Source organism: Kitasatospora sp. NPDC087314 (genome assembly GCF_044744365.1).
Taxonomy (GTDB): Bacteria; Actinomycetota; Actinomycetes; order Streptomycetales; family Streptomycetaceae; genus Kitasatospora.
On the sequence record NZ_JBIUYE010000018.1, the window covers coordinates 85,647 to 106,792 of the forward strand.

Below are 21,146 nucleotides of genomic sequence, written 5' to 3' on the forward strand. Positions count from 1 at the left end.
CCATGCCCCACCACACTGGCCTCAATCCGGCATCTCGTGGTGCGATCCGGCCGTCCGGGATGGTTATGCCGCCGCCTGACCACTCGAACGCGGAGCAGCGGGCACGGCCTTGGCGCCACCGCGACCGAGGAGTTGCACGCCTTCTTCAATGCCAACAAGCGCGTGCAAATCGAGCAGCGGCGGACTCAACTGGTCATGCGGGACGACGACTACGCCGGCGCCCCGCCTCGCATGGGTATCGACTTGGACGGCGGCACCGCAGTCGTTCAACAGCAGAGGTAGCCGCGCCGCAACATGCGCGATCCCCTCACTGCAAGATTCACTTCTGAAACAGACCCTGGGACAGGCACCGCTCAGCGCGGGACGCGCCCTGACTCCAGGTACTCCGGGCCCGTCCCGCGCTCCAGCACCGCGTACGCCTCCCGCAGCCGACGGGCGTCGTGCCCCGCCAGCCGATTGCAGGCCTCATCCACCTCGAAGAACCCGAACCCGGCCAACTCGTCCGCAGGCAGCCGCACCGCAGCCTGCGCATCCTCGTCCAGCACCCCGCAGTCGAAGACGTAGATCGTCTCCTCGAAAATCCGTCCCTCCTCGGGGATCCAATCGACCACCAGCAGCCGACCCACCGGAAGGTCAAGCCCCAGCTCCTCCCGCACCTCCCGGGCCAGCGTCTGCCTCGGGCTCAGCCCGTCCCGGTCCATCCCGCCACCGGCCATCAGCCACCGGTCCGCGTGGTAGGTCGGCTTCACCAGCAACACCCGCCCCAGCCTGTCCCGGATCAGCGCACCCGCCGCCATCGGCCACACCGCCCGCACGTGCCCCGGCCGTACCTCCGCGTGCCCGGCCGCAACAGCCTTCGCCTTCTCACTCACGCGCGCTCCCATCCTCGCTGGACCCCTACGGCTCGCCACCATCTTCACCCACCCGAACCAGAGCACACCCGGGAAACCCGCCACGGCGTGCGGGCACTGGGTACCCCAGTCCTTAGTGGTCGCCTCCGGAAGTCCTTCGGGGGTTGACTCCGGAGGCGGCGTCGGGTGGAGCTAGTCAGATGTCGGGGGCTGCGAGGTAGAGGGAGCAGACGCAGTCCAGGGCGTGCCGCCTCGGGGGCCTGGGGTCCTCAGACGGGGCGCTTGGCCATGACGACCACGCCCGGCCCGGTCTGCTCATCCGCAGGGAGCCGGAGTTCGGCGACCGGGTGTAGTCCGGCCTGCTCGGTCAGGTCCACGAGCTGTTCCGGCCGCCACTTGTGCGTGGTCCAACGAACGGGCACTCCTCCGTAGGCCTCGGTGCGCACCACATCCTCGTCACCGACGTGTGTGGCGGCGATGAAGTGCCCGCCCGGCTTCAGGGCGTGCGCGAAATGGGCGAGGACCTGTGGAAGGACATCGCGGGGGAGGTTGAACAGTGACCACCACCCGAGCACGCCGCCGAGGGAGGCTTCACCGAGGTCGAGCTCGGTGGCGGAGGCGACGCTGAAGCGGCATTGCGGATGAAGACGGCGCGCGTTCTCGATCATGCGGGGAGAGAGGTCCACCCCGGATACGTCGAGCCCGCGTTCGGCGAGGTAACCGGTCACCGTGCCGGGGCCGCAACCGACGTCGAGGACGGGCCCGAGCTCGCCCACGCTGTCGGCGAAGGCGTCGATCGACGCCTTGAGCCAGGGATGGCGACGGATGTCACCCATGCCCGTCGTCACCACCATGTGGGCGTAGTTGTCGGCCACCTGGTCATAGGACTCACGGACGACGTCGAGATCGGCTGGGCGGTCAATATGGTGTGCGCGCATCAGTCAACAATAGGACGGTGGCCTTGTGGCATCCGGGGGCGTGGGTATGACGGTCATCCTGCCCGACGAGTCCCGGCACGGGCACGGCAGACTGCGGTCCCGGTGATCCACTTCTCCCGATCGGCCTGCTTGCCATGCCTGTTGCCCTCGCCCGTCCGATCGTCCTGACCAACGCTGAACGTGAGCGGTTGAAGAAGGCGGCCTACGGCCACAAGACCGCGTACCAGGTCCGGCAGCGGGCCGCGATCGTGCTGCACACAGCCCGCGGGCGCCCCAATGCGCACATCGCCCGCGAGACGGGCCTGCATCTGGACACGCGCTCAAGCCCTGGCAGTACCGGTCCTGGATCTTCATCCGCGACCCGGACTTCGGCTCCGACCACGGCCGACTCACCCCGACACAAACAGTCACGCTCATCCGCGAAGCCATCCCACCCCTCAGCTCCTGGTACTGCCCTATCAAGTCAGCATGTTGGGCCGAGCTTGTCCCGAGCGGCTGGCCCAAACCGTGATCAGCAGGCATCTATGGAGCGGAGCCGCCCTCTGAACCTGCGGAGCTGGTGCCCCAGTGTCGCCTTGCGACCGACCCGTACCTACTCGTCGGGCAGTTCGCCGGCGATAAGGGCTTGGCCCGACCATGCATGCGGGTGCCCTGGCCGACCCGGCCAGGGCACCCGGTTTCAGGGACCCGGGGCTCTGTCCTCGAACCCCTGAGCATCGGCCGTCAGCCGGCGTAAACGTCCTCGACGTACTTGCCCTGCCGGACCAGTTCTTGAAGCCACTTCCCAGCGGCAGCCTCGTCCGTGGCAGGCGTGTGGTCCAGGTAGAGTGCCTGGAAGGCACCGCGCACGCCGGGTGCCATCCGTGCGCCGTCCCCGCAGACGTACACCTCGGCCCCGGCCTGCAGCAGCTGCCACAGCTCCGCGCCCTCGGCCGCGATCCGGTGCTGCACGAAGCGCAGCCCGTTCACCGGGACCTCGCTGAACACCGGGCGCATCGAGACCGCCCCCGTCAGCTCGGCGGCGCGCAGCTCGTCCGCGTGCAGGTAGTCGGCGTCCGGGCGGTCGCAGCCGAAGTAGCACAGGGCGGGGGCCAGTTCCGCGCCGGAGGCGAGCAGTGCGCGGCGGTCCGCGATGGCGCCCCGGAACGGGGCCAGACCGGTGCCGGCGGCAATCATGATCACCGGGGTGCGGTGGTCGATCCGGGACGCCTCGCGGCACGGCTGGATCCGGGCGAAGACGGTGTCGCCGGGCCGGATCCGCCCGAGGTGGCCGGAGCCGGTACCCCGGTACGTGCCCCGGCCCGAGCGGGCGGGAGCCTCGAGCAGCGAGACCATCAGGTCGATCCGGCGCGGGTCGGTGGCCGGTGAGGATGACACCGAGTAGTGGCGCGGCCGGATCGGGGGCAGCAGTTCCAGAAGCACGGGCCAGGTCAGCGTCTCGCGCAGGGCGGGGTGGTCCTCGATGAGGTCGAGCAGTGTCCGGGGATCGTCGGCGGGGACGGCCCGCAGCGCGGCCCGCTCGGGCGGACAGGGGTTGAACTCGGCCAGGGCGGCCAGCTGGTCGGCGGTCGGGCGGTCCTGCAGCTCGACGTGGTGGGTGAGCAACTCCCGTACGGTGAGCGGCCGGTCGACGGCCAGGCCGGTACTGCGGGGCGCGACGATGTTGAGCACGGTGCCCGGGTCGACGCCCAGCACCCGGGCGGCGCGTGCGACCAGAACGGGGTCGTTGGCGGGGAGCACGGTGAGGTGGTCGGCGGTGCGGTAGGTCTGGCCGTCCGGCAGCGCCAGCCGGACCAGGCGCTTGACCCTCGGGTAGGCCGGGTCGGTCAGGCTGTCGACCGAGCTGACGGTCATCGCGGTCATGCCGTGCCGGGCCGCCAGCGCGTCCAGCGGGCCGCCGGTGATCTCGGTGACCCGGTACCCTTCGGCCTCGGGTACGGCGGCGGTGCTGCCCGGCTCGCCGTGGCGCTCCAGCAGGACGGTGCGCAGCGCGGCGGTGAACGCCTTCACCGTGCCCGCCAGGTCGCCGGAGGCGTCCGCCTCGGCCCGCTCCAGCAGCCGGGTGCCGCCGAGGGCGGCCAACCGCTCGTCGATCAGGGTGGGGATGCGCTGGTAGGTGGCGGCCCAGTTGCGGTCGCCGACGCCGAGCACCGCGTAGCTCACCCCGTCCGTGGCGCCCTCGCCCGCGGTCTCCAGCCACCGGACGAAGTCCGCCGCGTCGTCGGTGGGCTGGCCATTGTACGAGGCCGCGGTGACCACCACGGTCCGGTCGGTGGGCAGCGTGCCCGTGTGCGCGTCGAGCGGGGCGACGGCGGTGTCGCAGCCGAGTTCGGTGGCCGCGTCGGCGAGTTGCCGGGTGAACTCTCGGCAGGTGCCGTAGTTGGAGCCGTGCAGGAGCAGCAGTCCGGTGCCCTGGCGGACCCGGGCGGGCAGCGCGCCGTCGGTCGGTCCGGCCTGGGCGCTTGTGAGAGGGCGTACCACGGGCGTGCGTCGGGCCAGGGTGAGGGTGAAGTCGTCGGGCTTGATGGTGAGGGTCTGCTTGATGCTGAGCTGGTAGTCGGTGTGGTCGATGAGCCGGTAGCGGTGGGCCAGCATGGCGAGCAGCATGGTGGCCTCGTGCAGGGCGAACTGCCGTCCGATGCAGGCGCGTTCGCCGGTGCCGAAGGGCTTGAAGGCATGCAGGGAGCGGGCCGCTTCGACCTCCGGGTCGAACCGGGCGGGGTCGAACAGTTCCGGGTTGTCGCCCCAGACCGGGTCGCGGTGCAGCATCGGGGTCACCACCATCACGGGCTGTCCGGCGCGCAGCGGGATCCGGCCGCCGAGCAGGGTGTCCTCGTGGGCCCCCCGGTTGAACCCCGGAGCGGTCGGCCACAGGCGCAGCGACTCGAGGAGCACCTGGCGGGTGTAGCGCAGGCGGCCGATGTCCTCGTACGACGGCTCCGGATCGGCCTGGTCGCCCCACAGCCCGTCCACCTCCTGCTGGAGCAGCCGGAGCGCGGCCGGGTGCTTGGCCAGGTGGTACAGGGCGAAGGCGAGCATGCCGGAGGTGGTCTCATGGCCGGCGATCAGGAAGGTGATCACCTGCTTGCGGATGTTCTCCGCGTCCAGCGTGGTGTCGTCCACCGGGTGTGTGGCTTCGAGCATCAGACCAAGCAGGTCCTCGGCCCGGCCCCGCCCCTCCCCCTTGGTCCGGGCGGCGATCACCTCGTCGACCACCGAGGCGAGATAGTCGGCGTCGGCCCGGAACGCCTCGTCCCGCTCGGAGTAGTCGACGCCGGGGATCCGGACCATCCGGGTCATCGCCCATTCCAGGCAGCGCACCATGGCCTCGACGAACGGGTGCGGCTCGGCGCGCTCGAAGGAGCCGAAGTCGAAGCCGAACCCGGCCAGTCCGATGGTGTCCAGGGTCATTCGGGTCATGTCGCCGGACACGTCCACGGCCTCACCGGCGGCTGCCTGGCGGTCCCAGGACTCGATCAGGCGGCGGGCGACCCGCAGCATCACCGGGTGGTAGGTGCGCATCGAGCCGAGGGCGAAGGCCGGCATCAGGATGTCGTGGGCCTTGCGCCAGTTGGGCTCGTGGTTGTAGGCGGTGAACAGGCCGTCCCCGGTGAACTCCCGAACGTTCTGCTGGCCCAGCCCCACCGCCTTGGCGAACCGCTCCTCATCCGCCAGCTCGGTGACCAGGTCCAGGCTGCTGACCATCAGGACGTCGATCCCGTGCACGCGCAGGACGAAGGCCGGCCCGTACTGCCGGGCCAGCTCCATGGCGCGCAGCGTCGACATGGCGGCCGGGCCGGCCTCGGAGAGGTCCACCACGGGGATTGGGCCGTCGGTGCTGACGGCATGCGGGGGTAGCAGTGTCTCGGTCATGACGCGGGTTGCCTTCCGCAGTAGTGAATCGCCGGTGCCGCACGGACGGGTGGATCCGTCTGCGGCCGCTCTCCACTCTGGGCCTCCCAGGGCGGCTCTCCGACCCGCCGAACTATAGGATTGTCTAGTATCGGCAGCGGCTGCGATCTTGCCTTCACGACGTCAGATGTGGCATGCGCCACGGAGCGGAGTGCGTTGTGGATCACGATCTGACACCCAGGGCGGCGCTCCCGGACGACCCGCGCGAGCTCGCGATCCTCTGGCGCAACCGGTTCCTGCAGTTGTTCGACCACCTGCCGCTGCCGATCGCGGTGTGCGAGGCGGCCGGACACATCATGGTCGTCAATCGGGCAATGGGCACCGAACTGGGCGTACTGCCCGGGCAATTGAGCGGACGCAAGATCCTGGATCTGCTCCGGCCGCAGGGCAACAGGCCACTGCGCCCGGTGGTGGAGGCCGTCCGGCTGCACCGCCGCTCCCAGTACCCGATCGAGGTGCTGTGGACCGCCGCCGACGGCGCCGAACGCCAGGGCGAGCTGACCATCGAGCCGGTCAGCGACCTGCCGGACGAGGGACCGAAACTGCTGCTCTGGCTGCGCGTCCTGGAACGATCGACCGCCGCGCCGACCGCCCGTCCACCCGAGCGGGTCAGCCCGATCGAAGCACGCATCCTCGCCGCGGCGGCCCGGGGTGCCACCACGGCCCAGATCGCCGGGGAGGTCGGCCTGACCGCCGCCGGCGTCAACTACCACCTGACCAGCCTGACCCGCCGCTGGCACGTCCCCAACCGCACCGCCCTGGTGGCCCGCGCGTACATCACAGGTGTGCTCGCCCCGGACGTCTGGCCACCCAGCCCGAGTTCGGCCGACCTACCATCAGGATGACCGCGGACCCAAGGAACCCGGGCCGCACACGGCTGAGGTTCCGCTCCACCGGCAGCAGTGGCGCCTCGACTCGCCCGCACGTGTCGCGGGAGGCTACCCCTCGCCTTGGGGGACGATGTCGTCCCACGTCCAGGGAGCCGCTGGCAGGCCGTCGGTCTCGCGGCCGTAGACCGGCCAGCTCGTAGACCGGCCAGCTATTGGGGGGCGCGAGGCCTGCGTTCGAAGCCCGGCTTGCGAGGACGTCCGCGGCAGCGTCGGTCCCAGGAGCTGGCCCATGTAGCCGGACGGCCTCGGAAGTCACCGGGTCCGGCTCCAGGGTGCGGCCACCACCGGGCCGGTCCACGATCCGGTACCCGTACGGCGGCTGCCCGCCGGCCCAGCGGTCACACCGCCGCAGGAGAAGAATCAGGAAATACGCCAGCAAACCCCCCATGTCCCCAAGCCCCTCGACAAGAGCCGCCCCCAGAGGTGAACCTGATGGGGACCCGGCTACGTGGATACGTGTGTAGGGCAACTGCAGAGTGGCCTTACGTTCACTCAGCCACCTGGTAACGAAAGGGAGACCCAAAGATGAAGATCCTGTTCGCCATCCGTGACGCGTCCTTCGCCAAGAAGAGCCTGAAGGCCAGCGCTTGGTACGTCTGGTACTAAGCCGGCTGATCGGTACCTCCGGTACCTGAACAGCTGATCCGCCCCCGCCCCTGCCCCCTCACGGCCTCCGCCGAGAGATCGGGCCCGGGGCGGGGGCGGAGACCGGCCCCGGCAAAGTCTCGGAGACATCACATGGCACTCTCCCCCGCCCGTTCGCGAAACACCGTGCTCTCCCCCCGACTTGAGGCCCTGCTCAGGGACCATCTAGGCAAGGACGCCGTCCGGCTCGAACCCGACACGATCGGGGTCGCCGGGCCCGAGCTCACCGACCGGATCCTCGCCGCCCGGCGCGCCACCGAGATCGAACGGCCCACATTCAAACCGCTGCACGGACGTTCGATCACCCGCACCGAGGCGTCCTCGGTGACACGGACGATCGGCAGCGACGTGCGCGAGGCGCTGAAGGCCCCGCTGCCGCAGAACATCGACCTGTCCGGTCCGTGGCCGCTCACCGGACACCTCTTCCTGCGCGACCTCATCCTCGGCCGGGACCCGCGCCGGCTGCGGATCCTGATGAGCCGCAACCTCGAACTGACGCCACTGCTCACCTGGTTGGTGATCTCGGCCGGCGCCGCACTGCCCGGTAGGCCCAAGCCCGGCGACGACCTCACCGAACTCGGCAAGCTCACCGCGAAGGCGGCCAACTACCAGGACCGACGGTACGCGCTGGGCATGTACCGCCGAGCCGCCGCACCCGTCTGCTTCACCATCTCCACCCTGGTCGCGAACGCGCTCTGGCTCGGCTCGCCGTTCGACGACAGCACGCCGAACCGGAACATCATCTTCGAGTCACTGCGCCTGCTGCCGCCGTCGTGGAACATCCTGCGCCGCGCATCGCCCGAGTACCCCGCGCTCGATCCGCGGATCGGCGCGGGCGACGACATCCTCGTCCTGCCGCTGCTCTCACATCGCGACCCGGCACTGTGGGAGGACCCGGACGAGTTCCGCCCGGAGCGCTGGGACCACCTCGACCCGGACAGCACTCCCGGTTACCTGCCGTTCGGGCACTCCTCCGAACGCTGCTGGGGCCGGCACATGGTGATGCCGCTCGCCGAACTGCTGCTGGACCAGATCCGGGCAGCCGGCCTGGTCGTCGACCCCGAGCAGCGGACCGCCAAGGTGCCACTGCTCGGTCTGCTCGGCGTCAGCGAGATCCGTGTCCTGAAGGCACGCGATGCACGCTGATCACCTGCACACCGAACACGGGGATACCGAACACAGCGCTACCGACTCGGAGTTCGCCGACGGCCGGTTCTACGCCGACCCGCACGCCGCGTACCGCCGCTGGCGCACCGCGGGCGGCGCCCGCAAGGTCCGGTTCGGCGGCGCGGCCGGACTCGAAGGCTGGGTCGTCACCGGCCACGCCGAGTGCCGGGCCGCCCTCGCCGACCCCCGGCTGAGCAAGAAGGCCGTCACCGAGGCGTTCGCCCAACACGTCGGGAACTCCGAGGGCGGCCCGGGCCGCGACCTGATGACGCATATGCTCAACTCCGACCCCCCGGAGCACACCCGACTTCGCAAGCTAGTCCAACAGGCTTACACCGGGCGGCAGGTGGCGACCCTACGACCGATGGTCGAGCGCCACGTCGGCGCACTGCTGGACCGGCTGGACGGGCTCGACTCGGCCGAGCTGATCAGCGAGTTCGCGCTGCCGCTGCCACTCGCGGTGGTCTTCGAGCTGTTCGGCGCGCCGCAGGCCGAACGGGAGAACCTCCAAGTCCGGGGCAACGCGGTCGACGCCGGCCCGGAGGACGACGGCGAGGCGGACGGCGAGGTCTCGGTGGAGACTGCCGAAGGCATGGCGGACTACCTGCGCGCCCTGGTCGACCACAAGCGCACCCACCCGGGCGACGACCTGATCTCCGAACTGCTCGCCGCCCAGGCGGACGGCGACCGGCTGACCGAGGCCGAGATCACCTCGATGGCGTTCCTGCTCGCGATCGCCGGCCACCAGAGCACCGTCAACCTGATCGCGAACGGCATCCACGCGCTGCTCGGCCACACCGAGCAACTCGCGGCGCTGCGTGCGAATCCGGAGCTACTTCCCGGCGCGATCGAGGAAGTCCTGCGCTACGAGAGCCCGTTCAGCGTCGCCTCGCTACGCCGCACGACCGAGCCGGTGACCATCGCGGGCACCACGATCCCGACCGGCGAGTTCGTCCAGATCGCGCTGCTCGCCGCCAACCGCGACCCGGCCGTCTTCGCCGACCCCGACCGCTTCGACATCACCCGCCCGGACGCCACCCGACACCTCGCGTTCGGCCACGGCATCCACCATTGCCTCGGCGCACAGCTGGGCCGGCTACAGGCCGAGGTCGCGTTCAGCGAACTGCTGCGCCGCTTCCCGGCCCTGCGCCTGGCCGAACCGGCCGCGGCCGCGCAGTGGCAGGAGAACCCAAGGCACCGGGGACTGCTCAGCCTGCGGGTGCTGCTGCACTGACGACGGCGGGCGGGTACCGCCGGAGCGCGCGGGCGCTCCGGCGGTACCGTGCGCCCCCACACACACAGAGCCAGTGGTCCGGTGGGGGCGCCAAGACCCTCACGCAATCCCTTTGGATGCGGCTCTGGGGGGGAGGGGCATCGCGTCCCACTCGCTCTGGCGGTCGGTGAGCCACGGGCCCAGATCCGGACGCTTCCACGGCGTGATCTCCGCCGAAACGTCCAGGTCCTCGAAGGACCCGACGATCTCCCACTCCCTCGACAGCGCGTGCCGCGTCGCCGACTCCGCCTGCACCAGATGCGAAACCTTGCCCTCGTCCCCGTGCGCCGGACGAAACCTGATCTGCAAGCCGATTCCCGTGCGGGGCTCCGGAGTTGACTCCGGACGGGTCCCGCAATCGCGAACCGGCGCCCATGGCCCAGCCACGAACTCTCCAGCGCAGCACCGTCGGGGCCTCGGCGCGCGGCATTCCCCTCAGCCGGCCCCCTCGCCACGATCTACTGCACCACGACCGTGCCCTGCATGAAGGGGTGGATCGAGCAGATGTACGCGTATGTCCCGGGCATGGTGAAGGTGTAGCTGTACGAGGCGCCCTGGTTCAGCACCCCGGAGGCGAGCGGTCCGGAACCGCTGCTGGTCACCGTGTGCGAGTCCGTGTCGCTGTTGGTCCAGGTGACAGTGGTGCCCGTGCTGACCGTGAGTGTGCTCGGCGAGAACGCGTAGTTCGCTATGGTCACTTGCTGCGCTCCGGCGGCCGGGGCCTTGGGCACGGCCGTCAGGACCGTCTGCGACACCGCGGACGCGGCGACGCCGTGCGATTGTGCGGCCACCGAGCCCCCGGCGCCGAGCGCGCCGAGTCCCGCCGCGACCGTAGCGGCCACCAGGAGCCTCGCGACCCGACGGCTCGCATGGTCGTTGCTCTTGGTATTCCTGCGTGATATCTCAGTCATGATGCCCACCCGACGTGTGTTGGCTTTACGCAGGTCCTCTTTCAGCGTATCCCCCGTGCCGCCGGACGAGCATCTCAGCAGGTTGACTGCTCAGGACCGTTGCGCCAGGACGCCCGGCCCCCGCCCCCGGTACGTGTCCGCGAGGCGCAGCGGCTGATGGACCGTGCCAAGTGGCTTCGTTCACGAGAACCGGCGCTGGCACGAGTTCATGGCTCCGGGCAGGGCGGGCCCCTGCCGAGTGGCAGGGGCCCGCGGTGTGAAGGGCCGAGGAGGGCCGGGACCTGTCCTCGACGGGCAGCATCCCGGCCGGCATCATCTACCGTCTGTTGACGGCCTGACGGCCCGGCCTCACTTCAGGTGCCGGTCGTAGAAGCGGCCCCCGTCCTCCAGCTCGAACCACGGGGTGCCGACGTGCCCGCCCATGTTGGCGTGCAGCGTCTTCTCCTTGCTGCCGAAGGCGTCGAACAGGTCCAGCGCTCGCTGTCGGGGGTTCCCTTCGTCGTCCCACTGCAGCAGGAACAGCAGCGGAATGGTGACCTGCCGGGCCTCCTCGCGCTGGGCACGGGGCACGTAGCCCCCGGCGAAGAAGCCGGCGGCCGCGATGCGCGGCTCGACCGCAGCCAGCCGAATGCCGACGGCGGTCCACCCCGAGTACCCGACCGGGCCGCCGATCTCGGGCAGCGAAAGGAGGGCGTCCAGGGTGGTCCGCCAGTCCGGGACCGCCTCTTCGACCAGCGGGCCGACGAAGGACTCGAAGATCTCGTCGACCGGCTCGCCGGCCTGCATCGCCCGGCGGAGGTCCGCGCGGGCCTGCTCGGCGGCGGCGGAACGGGGCCGGTCACCGCACCCGGCGGCGTCGATGGCGGCCACCGCGTAGCCGTTCGCCGCGCAGTGCCGGGCCCGGGCAACCAGCCGGGGTTCCCCCTTGGGCAGGCCGTTGTTGTGGGCCATCAGGATCAGCGGAGCCGGTGCGGATCCAGGCGTCCAGAGGGTGCCCGGGATCTCGCCGAGGGTGAATTCGCGTTCGAGAACGCCGTCATCGAGGCGTCGCTCAGAAGTGAACTGCATGGTCGTGCCTTTCGGGAGGGCTCTGGAACGGCGCTCCCGGACGACCTATCGCCCGACCGTGACCCCGGAGGGGAGCACCCATGTCGATACTGCGTTCACGGGTACCACCTCCTCGTTCTCTCGCACGGCCTCCGGAAAGGTAGCAGCGGTCGCCCTGGTCCGCCAAACGGATTCCTGCGCGGGCTCCGTGGCCGGACGCCCCGGATCCGGGAGCCGGAACACCACGCAGAGCACGCGCCGGTGACGGCGGTTCCCGATCGCGGCAGGCAGTGGGCCCGGGCGGATCGGCGCGGCTCGGCTCGCAACGGGGCCAGGCGGTGCGATGCTGCGCCGGTACGAGGAGCAGCGGGTGGACGCGGTGGTCCACCGGTTGCTCGACGGGCCGTTCCGGGACGGGCACCGGCGGGCACCGCGGTCGGCGCCGCCTGGGCTGCCGGGTGGGATCGCCCGCGGCGCGACGGTGAACGACTTCGGGCGGTCATGCCGACGGCCCGCGACAGTGAGCAGGAGGTGGGCCCGTGAGCGGGGCAACCGGCAGGGTGGCATTGGTGACAGGGGCCAGCAGCGGAATCGGTGCGGCCACCGCGCACCTTCTGGCCGCGCGGGGGATGCGCGTGGTGGTCAACTACCTCCGTAGCGACACGGCGGCCGGGGAGGTCGTGGCCGGCATCGAGGCCGCAGGCGGCCGGGCCATGGCCGTGCGGGCCGACGTGCGCGAGGCGGTGGCGGTCGAGGGCATGGTCGAGCAGGTCCAGGCGGCGTGGGGCGGCATCGACGTGCTCGTGCACAACGCGCTGACCCCGTATGTGATCAAGCCGTTCCAGGACATCACGTGGGAGGAACTGGGCGGCAAGCTCGACGACGAGATGCGTGCGGCGTTCGTGGTCACCAGAACCGTCCTGCCCGCCATGACCGAACAAGGCTGGGGTCGCATCGTCTATCTCGGTACCGGCCTCAGCCGCCGGCCCCGGAAGGGCATGATCGCACTGGGCACGGCCAAGGCCGCACTGGCGCAGTTCGCCCGGTACCTCGCCCAGGAACTGGGCCCGCAGGGCATCACGGTCAACGTCGTCGAGCCCGGCCCGGTGGAGGACACCCGCATGGCGAAGGTGTTCGACGAGGAGCACAAGCAGCAACAGGTGGCCGCCACCCCCTTGGGTCGCCTGGCACGCCCGGGAGACGTCGCCCAGGCGGTGGCCTTCTACGCCGGCGAGGACAACGCCTTCATGACCGGCACCACGGCCGCGGTCAACGGCGGCATGTCCATGGACTGACGCCCCGCCGTCCCGCGCGCACCGCAGTGACACGATCAAGGAAGACGTTCATGTACACGGTCGATCTCGCCTACGTCGGACGGGGCCTGCACGAGGAACTGGTCGCCTACATCGCCGACCAGCAGGGCTACTACGCGGACGAGGGCGTCCACGTCGCGCTGCACGACGGCTGCTCCTGGGACGAGGAACGGCTGCGCCACGGCGCCACCATCGGGCTCGGCCGGGCACTGCTGTCCCGACTGGCCGGCGGCCTCCCCTGGGTCGCACTCACCGTCAACACCCACCGCCCGCTGTTCTGGTTCCTCGCCCGCCCCGGTCCGACCTCCCTGGCCGACCTGGCCGGCCGACGGCTGGCGGTACACGCCCCCCACACCGCACCCGGGTGCTTCGCCCGGATCGTGCTGCGCCGGGCCGGCCTCGACCCGGACCGCGACCTCCGCACCGTCGTCCGCACGCCCGGCGACTACGGCATGGACCTGCGTCGGCTGCACGACGGCGACATCGACGCCGCCCTGGTCGGCAGCACCATGGCACCGGAGGCGGTGGCCGCCGAGCACGGCTGGCAGGTGCTGGCCTGGGTCGGCGAGCACTTCCGCATTCCCACCGTGGGCGTGGCCGTCGACCCCAGCCGCATCCCCCCGGACGACCCCGCGGTCCAGGCCGTCGTACGGGCCCACCGGCGTGCCCTGCAGGTGATCCACCACGACCCCGACACCGCGGTGCGGCACGTCCGGACGTTCCTCGGCCGACACACGGCGGACGAGGCCCGAGCCCACTACGAGACGTTCATCGCACCGTACTTCACCACCGACGGCCAGGCCGACCTCGCCGTCGGCGCCGCCGCGATCGGCGCGGTCGCCACCGAACTCGGCGTCCCCGCCACCGTCACCGCAGCCGAGTTCTACCGCACCGCGACCGCCACACCCTAGGGCCGTACGGGCCGGGCACCGCTCGCCGAGACGGTCACGTTCGTCGAGGGTTAGCAGTACAAGAGGGTCCGCACTACAAGGCACATGTCGGACACCAGTCGTCGAAAGAAGGTGCATGCCATGAAGTTCGCAGTCATCGGCGGAACCGGGCTGATCGGGTCACGGGTCGTGAAGAACCTGAACGCTGCCGGGCACCAGGCCGTACCGCACTCCCTGTCCACGGGCGTGGACATCATCACGGGCCGGGGGCTGGAGGCGGCCGTGGCGGGCGCCGACGTCGTCGTCAACCTGACGAACTCCCCGACCTTCGACGACGCCTCGCCCGCCTTCTTCCGGACCTCGATGGACAACCTGCTCGCCGCGAGCCGGAAGGGCGGGGTCGGGCACTTCGTCATCCTCTCGATCGTCGGCGTGGACCAGGTGCCCGATCTGGACTACTACCGGGCGAAGGTGCTTCAGGAGGAGATCCTCGAGGCCGGACCGATCCCGTACTCCATCGTCCGTGCCACGCAGTTCATGGAGTTCATGGACGCGACCCTGTCCATGACCGCCGACGGCGACACCATCCGCCTGCCGCGCACGCCGATCCAGCCGATCGCCGCCGCGGATGTGTCCGGCGCGGTCGCCGAAGTCGCCGCAGGCAGCCCTCTGAACGGCGTCGTCAACATCGCGGGTCCCGACGTCTACCCCCTCGACGAACTCGGCCGGCTCACCCTGACCGCCAAGGGCGACGGGCGACGGGTCGTCACCGATGACACCGCCGGCATGTTCGCCGCCGCCCGCGGCGAGGTCCTCACCGCCCCGGCCGATGCCCGCATCGCCCCCACCCACTACACCGACTGGCTCTCCTGAACCAGCCCCCTCCACCGCAGCCGCCAAGCCGGGGGCGGACCGGACGGACCAGGACCGACACCGCCGGGACGCCTTCAGAACTACGCCGACCAGGCAACGGCCGAACAGGTGAACCGGCAACCCCGCCAACCCCAGCTACCCGGCTGATCAACACCTCCACGCACCGGGGGCCCTCCCACGCTCAACCCGACCGACCTCGCCGGCAGAGTCGTGTGCGGCCGCTGTTGCGTCACGCGGTCACAGCGGCAGTTTGAATCCGTCGTGGCTCGCGGTGAAGCCGAGCGAGCCGTAGAAACGGTGGGCCTGGGTGCGCCGCTTGTTGCTGGTGAGCTGCACCAGTGTGCAGCCGCGGGCGCGTGCCCGGTCGATGGCCCAGGTCAGCAGCTCGCGACCCAGGCCGGCCCCGCGCTGGTCGGCGCGTACTCGCACGGCCTCGATCAGCGCACGCTCCTGGCCATGACGCCCCAGGCCAGGGATGTAGGTGAGCTGGAGACAGCCGAGAACCGTACCGTCCCCCTCGTCCAGGACCACCATCTCGTTGCGCGCGTCACCGTCCACGGCCTCGAAGGCTCGCTCATATGCCTCATCGACCTCGACGGTCCGGGGATCGACCACGGCGTCCTCGTCGGAGAGGAGCGCGATGAGCGCGGGCAGGTCCTGCCGCGTCGCAGTACGGAAGATCATGCCGAGAGCATGCCAGCCGAACCGGCGGGCCCGATGACCGGCCCCCGCCCCGGACCGCCGGACCCGATCAGGGGGAGGTCGGCCGAGACGGCCGCGGCGCTCTCCCGAAGGACCGGAGCGCTCACCCGGGGAGCGGTCCCGCGCCGGCCGACGGGCCCAGCTCGCGTTCGCCGATCCGCGACAGCAGGACGTCGTTGGGCGCTCCGACGATCAGCAGCGCCAGGGCGTCGCGGTAGTGCCGTCCCAGGGGTCCGTCGGCGCCGGCGTACCCCGCGCCGCCGCACAGGGACGCCGCCTGCCGCACCACGTCCCGGAGGGCGGTGGTGCAGAACACCTTGGCCGCCTCGGAGCTCATCCCCGGGTGGGCCCCGGCGTCACAGGGCTCCGGATCGAGCAGCGCGCGCCAGACCGTCCGCATCACGGCCACCGTGGTCGCCGGCTCGCCCACCCGCACCCGGATGGCTGCCCGGACCTCCGGCGACCGGTGGTCCAGGCCCTCGCAGACGAAGCGGAGCGCGTGGTCGACGACGGCGTCGGCCGAGCCCACGGCCCGTGCGGTGTAGCCGGTCACGTCGTGGCCGAGCAGCGAGCCGGTCAGGTCGTGGCCCCAGCCGCCGAGAACGTCCTCCTCGGGGTCGAACTCGTAATCGGTGAGGGTGATTTCGGTGAGCGAGACGCCGAGCATGCCCGGCCGGCACCTACCAGCCCCACTGGCGCGCCGACGCGGACGAGGCCGCCGACGTCATCGCCCGTGCGGCCGCCAAGCTCCAGCCCTGACCGGCTGACCGGCTCGCTGGAGAGCCGACGAGCGCGGCCGGCCCGGCCGGTTCGGCCGGGCCGGCCCCTGGCGAGGTGTCAGGGCTTGACGGAGAGCGCGAAGAGGTGGATCGCCGGTGCGTTGGGCAGCGTGACGCTCTGCACGCTCTTGCCCGGGGTCAGCGGGACGGTGTTGGAGAACACCTTGTAGCTGATGCCGTAGTTGGCCGGTCCGGCCGGGGTGTTGCGGTGGTCGGTGGTGATCGCGGTCTGCGCGCCGTACGCGTCGTCGGGGGTGCAGCACCAGTTGGGGAAGCCCAGGGTGCCCGTGGAGGTGGTTCCGTCGGTGTAGGTCACGGTGACGGGCCCGGAGGTCGCGCCGGTCTCCGCGCCGAGGAAGGCCAGTGCGCTGCCCTGGCCGGTGAGGGTGACCGCCTGACCCGAGGCGCTCACGTTGTCGGGGGTGCCGGGCGCCGAGGCGGGCCAGGTGAAGCTCAGGCCGTTGGCGGTGACGGTGGATCCGGGGCTCACCCCGACCTTGGCCAGCGCGTCGGCGGAGTAGCTGTCACCGGTGGAGTCGAAGTCGCCCGGGGCGGGGTCGCTCTCCTTCGTCACGCCGACGTTGTTGAAGGCCGCCGCGAGGCCGGGGTAGGGGACGGTGGTGGTGAGCGTCAGCGGGCCGCTGACCGATCCCGCGCCGGCCGCGCCCGCGCGGTAGGTGGCGGTGGCCGTGATCGTGGAGACGGTGGTGCCGGGCGCGGCCTTGGGCGCGGTCATGGTGACGGTGGCCGAGGCGCTGGCGCCGGGACGCACCCGCTTCAGGTCCGCGCTCGCGGGAGAGACCCTCCAGCCCTGGGGCGCCGTCACGGACAGCCGGGTGTCGGACAGGCCGGTGGAACCGAGGTCGGTGAGGCTGACCTGGTAGGTGCCGGGCGCAGCGGGAGTGCTGACGTCCTTCCAGGTGATCGCGGTGGCGGGCTGCACCTTGTCGGCGCCTCCGGCGCGGACCCGGTACAGCACCGTGGCGTGCGGCGGGACGTCGGCGGCGATGGTGCCGGTGCTCTGGGTGACGTTCTTGGTCACCAGGTCCTGGAGCCGGTACGAGGAGGCGTGGGCCAGGCCCGCGGCGGCGGCCGTGGTGGTGATCGTCTGCGCGGAGTCGGAGGAGTTGAACAGCGCCACGGCCCGGTCGCCGTTGGCCAGCGGCCGGGACAGGACGTCGTAGCCGCTGCCCTGCTGGACGATGCGACCCTGGACGCCCAGCGCATCCTGGTCCACGGCGATCACGTCCGCGTTGCCGAGCACCGCCAGCGCGTCGGCGGACAGGTGGCTCAGGTCGGTGCTGGAGATCAGCGGCGCCGCCATCACCGACCACAGCGACATCTGGCTCTGGATCTCGTCACGGGTCAGGCCCGCGTCACCGGCGAGCAGGAAGTCGGGGTCGTTCCAGCGCCCGGGGCTCTGCAGGTCGGCCAGGCCGACGTTGTAGCCGTAGTTGTAGGTGATCGCGTTCCACTTCGCCGCGCCGCTCTCCTGGCCGAGCGCGGTGTCCGCGCCCTCGCGCCACAGGTTGCCGACCTGCGCCGACCAGCCGATGACGGTGCGCCAGTCGGCCTCGCCCTCGAAGTAGGCCGGGGCGGACACCGAGTAGACCATCGGGCGGCCGGTGTTCAGCATCGCCCGGCTCATCGCCGCGTAGGCGTCGTGGTAGGTCCGCTCGCTGGTCTGTCCCGCGATGTCGGGCACGTTGCAGCCGTCGAGCTTCACGTAGTCCACGCCCCAGGCGGCGAAGAGGTCGGCGTCCTGCTGCCAGTGGTTCAGGGAGCCGGGGTAGCCGCCGCAGGTGGTGGTGCCGGCGTCCTCGTAGATCCCGAACTTCAGCCCGAGCGCGTGGATCTGGGCGCCGACGTAGTCCATGCCGTGCGGGAACTTGACGGGGTCGGAGACCAGTTTGCCGGAGGCGTCGCGGCTGTGGGCCATCCAGCAGTCGTCGGTGGTGACGGTGTCGTAGCCCTTGGCGGCCAGACCGCTGCTGACCAGCGCGCGGGCGTTGTCGAGGATCACCTTCTCGTCGATGCCGCACTGGTAGTAGGACCAGTCGTTCCAGCCCATGGGCGGCGTCGGGGCGTAGTTCGGGTACTGGGCCGCCGCGCCGGAAGCGACGGCCGGGGCAGGGGCGGCGGCGGCGGTGGGGGCCGTCAGTAACAGTCCTGCGGACGCGGTGGCGAGCGCGCAGGTGCCCGCGAGGGCAGCACGCAGTCGCCGGGCGATGGGGGGAGCCATGGGCAACCTCATAGTGTCGGTTGAGCCTCGGATGGAGCGGCCGATCCGGACAGCCGAGAGCGTTTCTACGCTCTGCTGCTCACATCTGACAAGAGATCAGTCAAAATAAGCAGAACTGAACATCCTTGGACGGGCAAACACGCAGCCGAGCGCCGCGCGGTGACGCGGCTCGGGCTCAGCGACGGGCTCAGCGACGGGCGAGGGAGAGGGCGATGGCGCGGGCGATCGGCTGGCCCGTGCAGAACTCGAAGCAGCTGAAGGCCGGGCTGGGGTTGACCTCGAAGCAGTAGACCTCGCCGTCGTCGGCCAGCAACAGGTCGATGCCGGCGAGGGCCAGCCCGAGCCGTTCGGCCAGGAGCAGGCAGCGCTCGGCCAGGTCGTCGGGCAGCTGGCACGGGGAGAGGTCGGCCCGGCCGCCGTCGCGGTGGGCGTAGCGGTAGTCGACGCGGTCGGTCTCGATCCGGGTGGCGAACACCTCGCCGGGGACGGTGTGCACCCGGATGTCGGCGCCCTGGACGTACCGCTGGAACTGCACCGGGCAGGCGCGGATGAGGGGCAGCCGGTCGATCGCGGCGGCGTCGAGGGGCTGGACGATGGAGCGCAGGCAGCTGATCGACTTGTAGACCAGTTCGCCGTGGCGCGCCCGGAACGCGTGGACGAGCTCGGGGTCGTTGGTGACCAGGGTCTCCGGCACCCGGAATCCGGCCTCCCGGATGAGCTGCGCCTGGTAGGGCTTGGACAGGTTCGACGCCATCGCCTCCGCCCGGTTCATCACGCACCCCGGGGCGAGGTCGATCCACCTGCTCAGGGCCGTGTGCCAGGACCGGCAGTGCCGCTCGACGTCCCCGCCCGCGTCGCGCGGTTCGGGCAGGCGGCGCCGGTCCATCAGCCGGGAGTAGGTGCCGGTCACCTCGGCGCAGTCGACGGATCGGCCGTTCACGCCCAGTCGGCCCCGGATCCCGGTGCCGCTGACCTCGATCTCGAACGGCAGGTCCGCGAAGCGTCGTTGGTGGAGGACGGTGTAGGGCAGTGCGAGGCCGTCGAGTTCGGCGGTGACCCGGGCGATCGGCGACTCGCTCGCGATGCCGCAGACGATGATCACCGGAAGGCCGCCGGCGGCGCGGTGAGGCGGGTGGGCCGTCGGATTCCCTCCGGCCGGCGGGGGCTACTTGCCGGCGGCCGTCATGGAGGCGACCGCTTCCGCCACGCTGGCCCGGTAGATGCCCATCTGGGGGTTCAGGACCCGCGCGTCGCCGTTGAGCGGGAAGTTCCGGGTGTTCGCGAGGGGCATGTTGGTGCCCTCGTCGTCGACCAGCACGTTGAGCTCGTTGATGCCGGGGGCGGTGCCGGTGGTGGCGCCGCTCGGGTCGAGGTCGATCACGGCGTAGGCGCTCTGGCCCGCCGGGACGGGGAACCGCAGGGTGCCGCTGGCGAGTATCGGCTTGATGTTGTTGCTCTGGTCGCGGGCGGTGGAGTTGCCCAGGTCGACGCCCGGGGTGGAGCTCAGACTGCAGGCGGTCGCACCGGTGTTGCGCACCTCGATCACCCGCTGGCTGGGTGCCCCGGCGCGTGCCGTCACGTGGATCGAGAGGTTGCCGATGTCGCACGGGTGGGCGGCGGAGGCGGCACTCCCGCCGTCGGGTCGGGTGCTGCTCGACGAGCTCGCGCCGGACGGCGTGCGCGCCGCGTGCGGAGCGGTGGGCGATGCCGCTCCGGTGGCCGGTGCGCCCGCTGCGGGAGCCCCGGCGGTCGGGCTGCCCGCCTGCGACGGCGCGGCGGCCACCGTGGCGGGCGAGGAGGCCGCCGTGCCGCCGGCCGAGTCGGCGTTGTCGGGCCCGCAGGCGGTCAATGCGAGCCCCGCCCCGGCGACGAGAACGGCGGAGACGAGCAGCGGGCGACGACGGCGGACGGACATGGTGGCTCCTCGGTGGCGGTGTGTGCTGACTGCGTGGACACACCAGAGGACGGTCGACCGGCGGCTTTTGGTGGCATGCGTGGCGTCACAATCGTCAGGACAACATGAGGATCGGACTGTGACATTCGGTCAGGTGCTGCGGGGTTGACACGGCGCGCTCCGGGCTCGCCACCCCGCCCGCGCTCCACGGGCTGTCCCGGACGGGCGGTTGCGCTCGACCGGGCCCTCCGGCGGAAGGGTTCCCGCGGGGAAGACGGGCGCCCCGTGGCGGCTCGGGCGAACCCGGAGCCGCCACGGGGCGGGCCCTGCCGATCGTCACCGGACCGGCGCGGTCCCCGGCCGGTGCGACCGGAGAGCGGTGCTCAGTTGAAGACCAGGACGTCGGTGCGCATCGGCAGCGGGCTGCCCCAGCCGATGTTGATCTTGAACGTCACCACGCCGTTGCCGGGGGCGATGCTCGACACCTGGAAGGGCGCCGCGCCGACGAACCGGTTCCCGTTGCCGTCGATCTCGGAGGCCGTGATGACGACCGTCGAGTCGATCCCGATGACGTTCCAGGCGATCTGCAGGTTGAACGTCCCGTTCCCCGGGGTCCACGTCCACCAACCCCGCCACACGGCGCCGACGTTGCCGCCGATCGCCGCGAGGCCCTGGTCCCGTTCGGCGGCCTGCGAGCTGCTCGCGATCCGCGGCACCTCGGTGCTGGAAGATTCGACTGCAGTCATGACGACTCCCCTCGCCCCGGGAGAGCTCCCACGAACTCCCCGAATACTTTGAGTGTCAGACAATGTGCGCAGA

At 71.2% G+C, this 21,146-nt stretch carries 20 protein-coding genes; 8 read left to right on the forward strand and 12 right to left on the reverse strand.

The window, feature by feature from the left end; translation table 11 throughout:
- Positions 1–39 precede the first annotated feature (39 nt).
- A complete protein-coding gene (locus ACIO5E_RS33285) occupies positions 40–282 on the forward strand; it encodes a DUF6191 domain-containing protein (RefSeq protein WP_400675335.1) in 243 nt (80 codons plus the stop codon).
- A gap of 71 nt (positions 283–353) precedes the next feature.
- Here ACIO5E_RS33285 and ACIO5E_RS33290 read toward each other — a convergent pair whose 3' ends face one another.
- The 3 genes from ACIO5E_RS33290 to ACIO5E_RS33300 form a co-directional block, all read right to left on the reverse strand.
- Positions 354–872: an NUDIX domain-containing protein gene (locus ACIO5E_RS33290; RefSeq protein WP_400675168.1), complete on the reverse strand. Its 519-nt coding sequence runs from the start codon at positions 870–872 to the stop codon at positions 354–356.
- 248 nt (positions 873–1,120) lie between these two features.
- The gene (locus ACIO5E_RS33295; protein WP_400675171.1) at positions 1,121–1,789 is read right to left on the reverse strand and encodes a class I SAM-dependent methyltransferase; all 669 of its coding nucleotides are present in this window, start codon (positions 1,787–1,789) and stop codon (positions 1,121–1,123) included.
- 723 nt (positions 1,790–2,512) lie between these two features.
- Complete coding sequence (locus tag ACIO5E_RS33300; protein ID WP_400675174.1) at positions 2,513–5,662, reverse strand: bifunctional cytochrome P450/NADPH--P450 reductase; 3,150 nt, start codon at positions 5,660–5,662, stop codon at positions 2,513–2,515.
- Between the two features lie 197 nt (positions 5,663–5,859).
- Here ACIO5E_RS33300 and ACIO5E_RS33305 point away from each other — a divergent pair, with 197 nt between their 5' ends.
- The 4 genes from ACIO5E_RS33305 (at position 5,860) to ACIO5E_RS33320 (ending at position 9,637) form a co-directional block, all read left to right on the forward strand.
- Positions 5,860–6,546 carry a PAS domain-containing protein gene (locus ACIO5E_RS33305; RefSeq protein ID WP_400675177.1) on the forward strand — a complete coding sequence of 229 codons (687 nt, stop codon included), beginning with the start codon at positions 5,860–5,862 and terminating at the stop codon, positions 6,544–6,546.
- 570 nt (positions 6,547–7,116) lie between these two features.
- Positions 7,117–7,197 carry a tryptorubin family RiPP precursor gene (locus ACIO5E_RS33310; protein ID WP_355252482.1) on the forward strand — a complete coding sequence of 27 codons (81 nt, stop codon included), beginning with the start codon at positions 7,117–7,119 and terminating at the stop codon, positions 7,195–7,197.
- A 132-nt stretch (positions 7,198–7,329) separates the two neighbouring features.
- Entirely contained in the window at positions 7,330–8,382 is a 1,053-nt protein-coding gene (locus tag ACIO5E_RS33315) for a cytochrome P450 (protein WP_400675180.1), read from the forward strand.
- On the forward strand, positions 8,372–9,637 hold the full coding sequence (locus ACIO5E_RS33320) for a cytochrome P450 (RefSeq protein WP_400675183.1): 1,266 nt from the start codon (positions 8,372–8,374) through the stop codon (positions 9,635–9,637). The genes ACIO5E_RS33315 and ACIO5E_RS33320 overlap by 11 nt, the downstream gene beginning before the upstream one ends.
- Positions 9,638–9,736: 99 nt before the next feature.
- On the opposite strand, the gene ACIO5E_RS33325 is transcribed toward ACIO5E_RS33320, so the two are convergent.
- The 3 genes from ACIO5E_RS33325 to ACIO5E_RS33335 all read right to left on the reverse strand — a co-directional run bounded on the left by ACIO5E_RS33325 (position 9,737) and on the right by ACIO5E_RS33335 (position 11,655).
- On the reverse strand, positions 9,737–9,985 hold the full coding sequence (locus ACIO5E_RS33325; protein WP_400675186.1) for a hypothetical protein: 249 nt from the start codon (positions 9,983–9,985) through the stop codon (positions 9,737–9,739).
- Between the two features lie 149 nt (positions 9,986–10,134).
- Complete coding sequence (locus tag ACIO5E_RS33330; RefSeq protein WP_400675188.1) at positions 10,135–10,587, reverse strand: cupredoxin domain-containing protein; 453 nt, start codon at positions 10,585–10,587, stop codon at positions 10,135–10,137.
- 348 nt (positions 10,588–10,935) lie between these two features.
- Positions 10,936–11,655, reverse strand: coding sequence for a dienelactone hydrolase family protein (locus ACIO5E_RS33335; RefSeq protein WP_400675191.1), 720 nt, complete (start codon positions 11,653–11,655; stop codon positions 10,936–10,938).
- A 548-nt stretch (positions 11,656–12,203) separates the two neighbouring features.
- Here ACIO5E_RS33335 and ACIO5E_RS33340 point away from each other — a divergent pair.
- The 3 genes from ACIO5E_RS33340 to ACIO5E_RS33350 all read left to right on the forward strand — a co-directional run bounded on the left by ACIO5E_RS33340 (position 12,204) and on the right by ACIO5E_RS33350 (position 14,710).
- Positions 12,204–12,929 carry an SDR family NAD(P)-dependent oxidoreductase gene (locus ACIO5E_RS33340; RefSeq protein ID WP_400675193.1) on the forward strand — a complete coding sequence of 242 codons (726 nt, stop codon included), beginning with the start codon at positions 12,204–12,206 and terminating at the stop codon, positions 12,927–12,929.
- A gap of 50 nt (positions 12,930–12,979) precedes the next feature.
- Positions 12,980–13,858: an ABC transporter substrate-binding protein gene (locus ACIO5E_RS33345; protein ID WP_400675196.1), complete on the forward strand. Its 879-nt coding sequence runs from the start codon at positions 12,980–12,982 to the stop codon at positions 13,856–13,858.
- A gap of 120 nt (positions 13,859–13,978) precedes the next feature.
- A complete protein-coding gene (locus ACIO5E_RS33350) occupies positions 13,979–14,710 on the forward strand; it encodes an SDR family oxidoreductase (protein ID WP_400675199.1) in 732 nt (243 codons plus the stop codon).
- A gap of 237 nt (positions 14,711–14,947) precedes the next feature.
- Here ACIO5E_RS33350 and ACIO5E_RS33355 read toward each other — a convergent pair whose 3' ends face one another.
- From ACIO5E_RS33355 to ACIO5E_RS33380, 6 genes are all read right to left on the reverse strand, one after another.
- Entirely contained in the window at positions 14,948–15,394 is a 447-nt protein-coding gene (locus ACIO5E_RS33355; protein ID WP_400675202.1) for a GNAT family N-acetyltransferase, read from the reverse strand.
- A gap of 121 nt (positions 15,395–15,515) precedes the next feature.
- Positions 15,516–16,079, reverse strand: coding sequence for an acyl-CoA dehydrogenase family protein (locus ACIO5E_RS33360; RefSeq protein ID WP_400675204.1), 564 nt, complete (start codon positions 16,077–16,079; stop codon positions 15,516–15,518).
- A 170-nt stretch (positions 16,080–16,249) separates the two neighbouring features.
- A complete protein-coding gene (locus tag ACIO5E_RS33365; protein WP_400675206.1) occupies positions 16,250–18,433 on the reverse strand; it encodes an NEW3 domain-containing protein in 2,184 nt (727 codons plus the stop codon).
- A 187-nt stretch (positions 18,434–18,620) separates the two neighbouring features.
- Positions 18,621–19,535 carry a glutathione synthase gene (locus ACIO5E_RS33370; RefSeq protein ID WP_400675208.1) on the reverse strand — a complete coding sequence of 305 codons (915 nt, stop codon included), beginning with the start codon at positions 19,533–19,535 and terminating at the stop codon, positions 18,621–18,623.
- A gap of 63 nt (positions 19,536–19,598) precedes the next feature.
- Positions 19,599–20,348 (reverse strand): DUF4232 domain-containing protein, encoded by a 750-nt coding sequence (locus tag ACIO5E_RS33375; protein WP_400675210.1) that lies wholly within the window; start codon positions 20,346–20,348, stop codon positions 19,599–19,601.
- Positions 20,349–20,710: 362 nt separating this feature from the next.
- On the reverse strand, positions 20,711–21,073 hold the full coding sequence (locus tag ACIO5E_RS33380; protein ID WP_400675213.1) for a hypothetical protein: 363 nt from the start codon (positions 21,071–21,073) through the stop codon (positions 20,711–20,713).
- Positions 21,074–21,146: the final 73 nt, after the last annotated feature.

Bases quoted from the DNA above. Each gene is read 5' to 3' on its own strand.
- ACIO5E_RS33295 (WP_400675171.1), bottom strand. From the start codon at position 1,789: ATGCGCGCACACCATATTGACCGCCCAGCCGATCTCGACGTCGTCCGT.
- ACIO5E_RS33300 (WP_400675174.1), bottom strand. From the start codon at position 5,662: ATGACCGAGACACTGCTACCCCCGCATGCCGTCAGCACCGACGGCCCA.
- ACIO5E_RS33310 (WP_355252482.1), top strand. From the start codon at position 7,117: ATGAAGATCCTGTTCGCCATCCGTGACGCGTCCTTCGCCAAGAAGAGC.
- ACIO5E_RS33315 (WP_400675180.1), top strand. From the start codon at position 7,330: ATGGCACTCTCCCCCGCCCGTTCGCGAAACACCGTGCTCTCCCCCCGA.
- ACIO5E_RS33320 (WP_400675183.1), top strand. From the start codon at position 8,372: ATGCACGCTGATCACCTGCACACCGAACACGGGGATACCGAACACAGC.
- ACIO5E_RS33330 (WP_400675188.1), bottom strand. From the start codon at position 10,587: ATGACTGAGATATCACGCAGGAATACCAAGAGCAACGACCATGCGAGC.
- ACIO5E_RS33335 (WP_400675191.1), bottom strand. From the start codon at position 11,655: ATGCAGTTCACTTCTGAGCGACGCCTCGATGACGGCGTTCTCGAACGC.
- ACIO5E_RS33345 (WP_400675196.1), top strand. From the start codon at position 12,980: ATGTACACGGTCGATCTCGCCTACGTCGGACGGGGCCTGCACGAGGAA.
- ACIO5E_RS33350 (WP_400675199.1), top strand. From the start codon at position 13,979: ATGAAGTTCGCAGTCATCGGCGGAACCGGGCTGATCGGGTCACGGGTC.
- ACIO5E_RS33355 (WP_400675202.1), bottom strand. From the start codon at position 15,394: ATGATCTTCCGTACTGCGACGCGGCAGGACCTGCCCGCGCTCATCGCG.
- ACIO5E_RS33360 (WP_400675204.1), bottom strand. From the start codon at position 16,079: ATGCTCGGCGTCTCGCTCACCGAAATCACCCTCACCGATTACGAGTTC.
- ACIO5E_RS33365 (WP_400675206.1), bottom strand. From the start codon at position 18,433: ATGGCTCCCCCCATCGCCCGGCGACTGCGTGCTGCCCTCGCGGGCACC.
- ACIO5E_RS33375 (WP_400675210.1), bottom strand. From the start codon at position 20,348: ATGTCCGTCCGCCGTCGTCGCCCGCTGCTCGTCTCCGCCGTTCTCGTC.
- ACIO5E_RS33380 (WP_400675213.1), bottom strand. From the start codon at position 21,073: ATGACTGCAGTCGAATCTTCCAGCACCGAGGTGCCGCGGATCGCGAGC.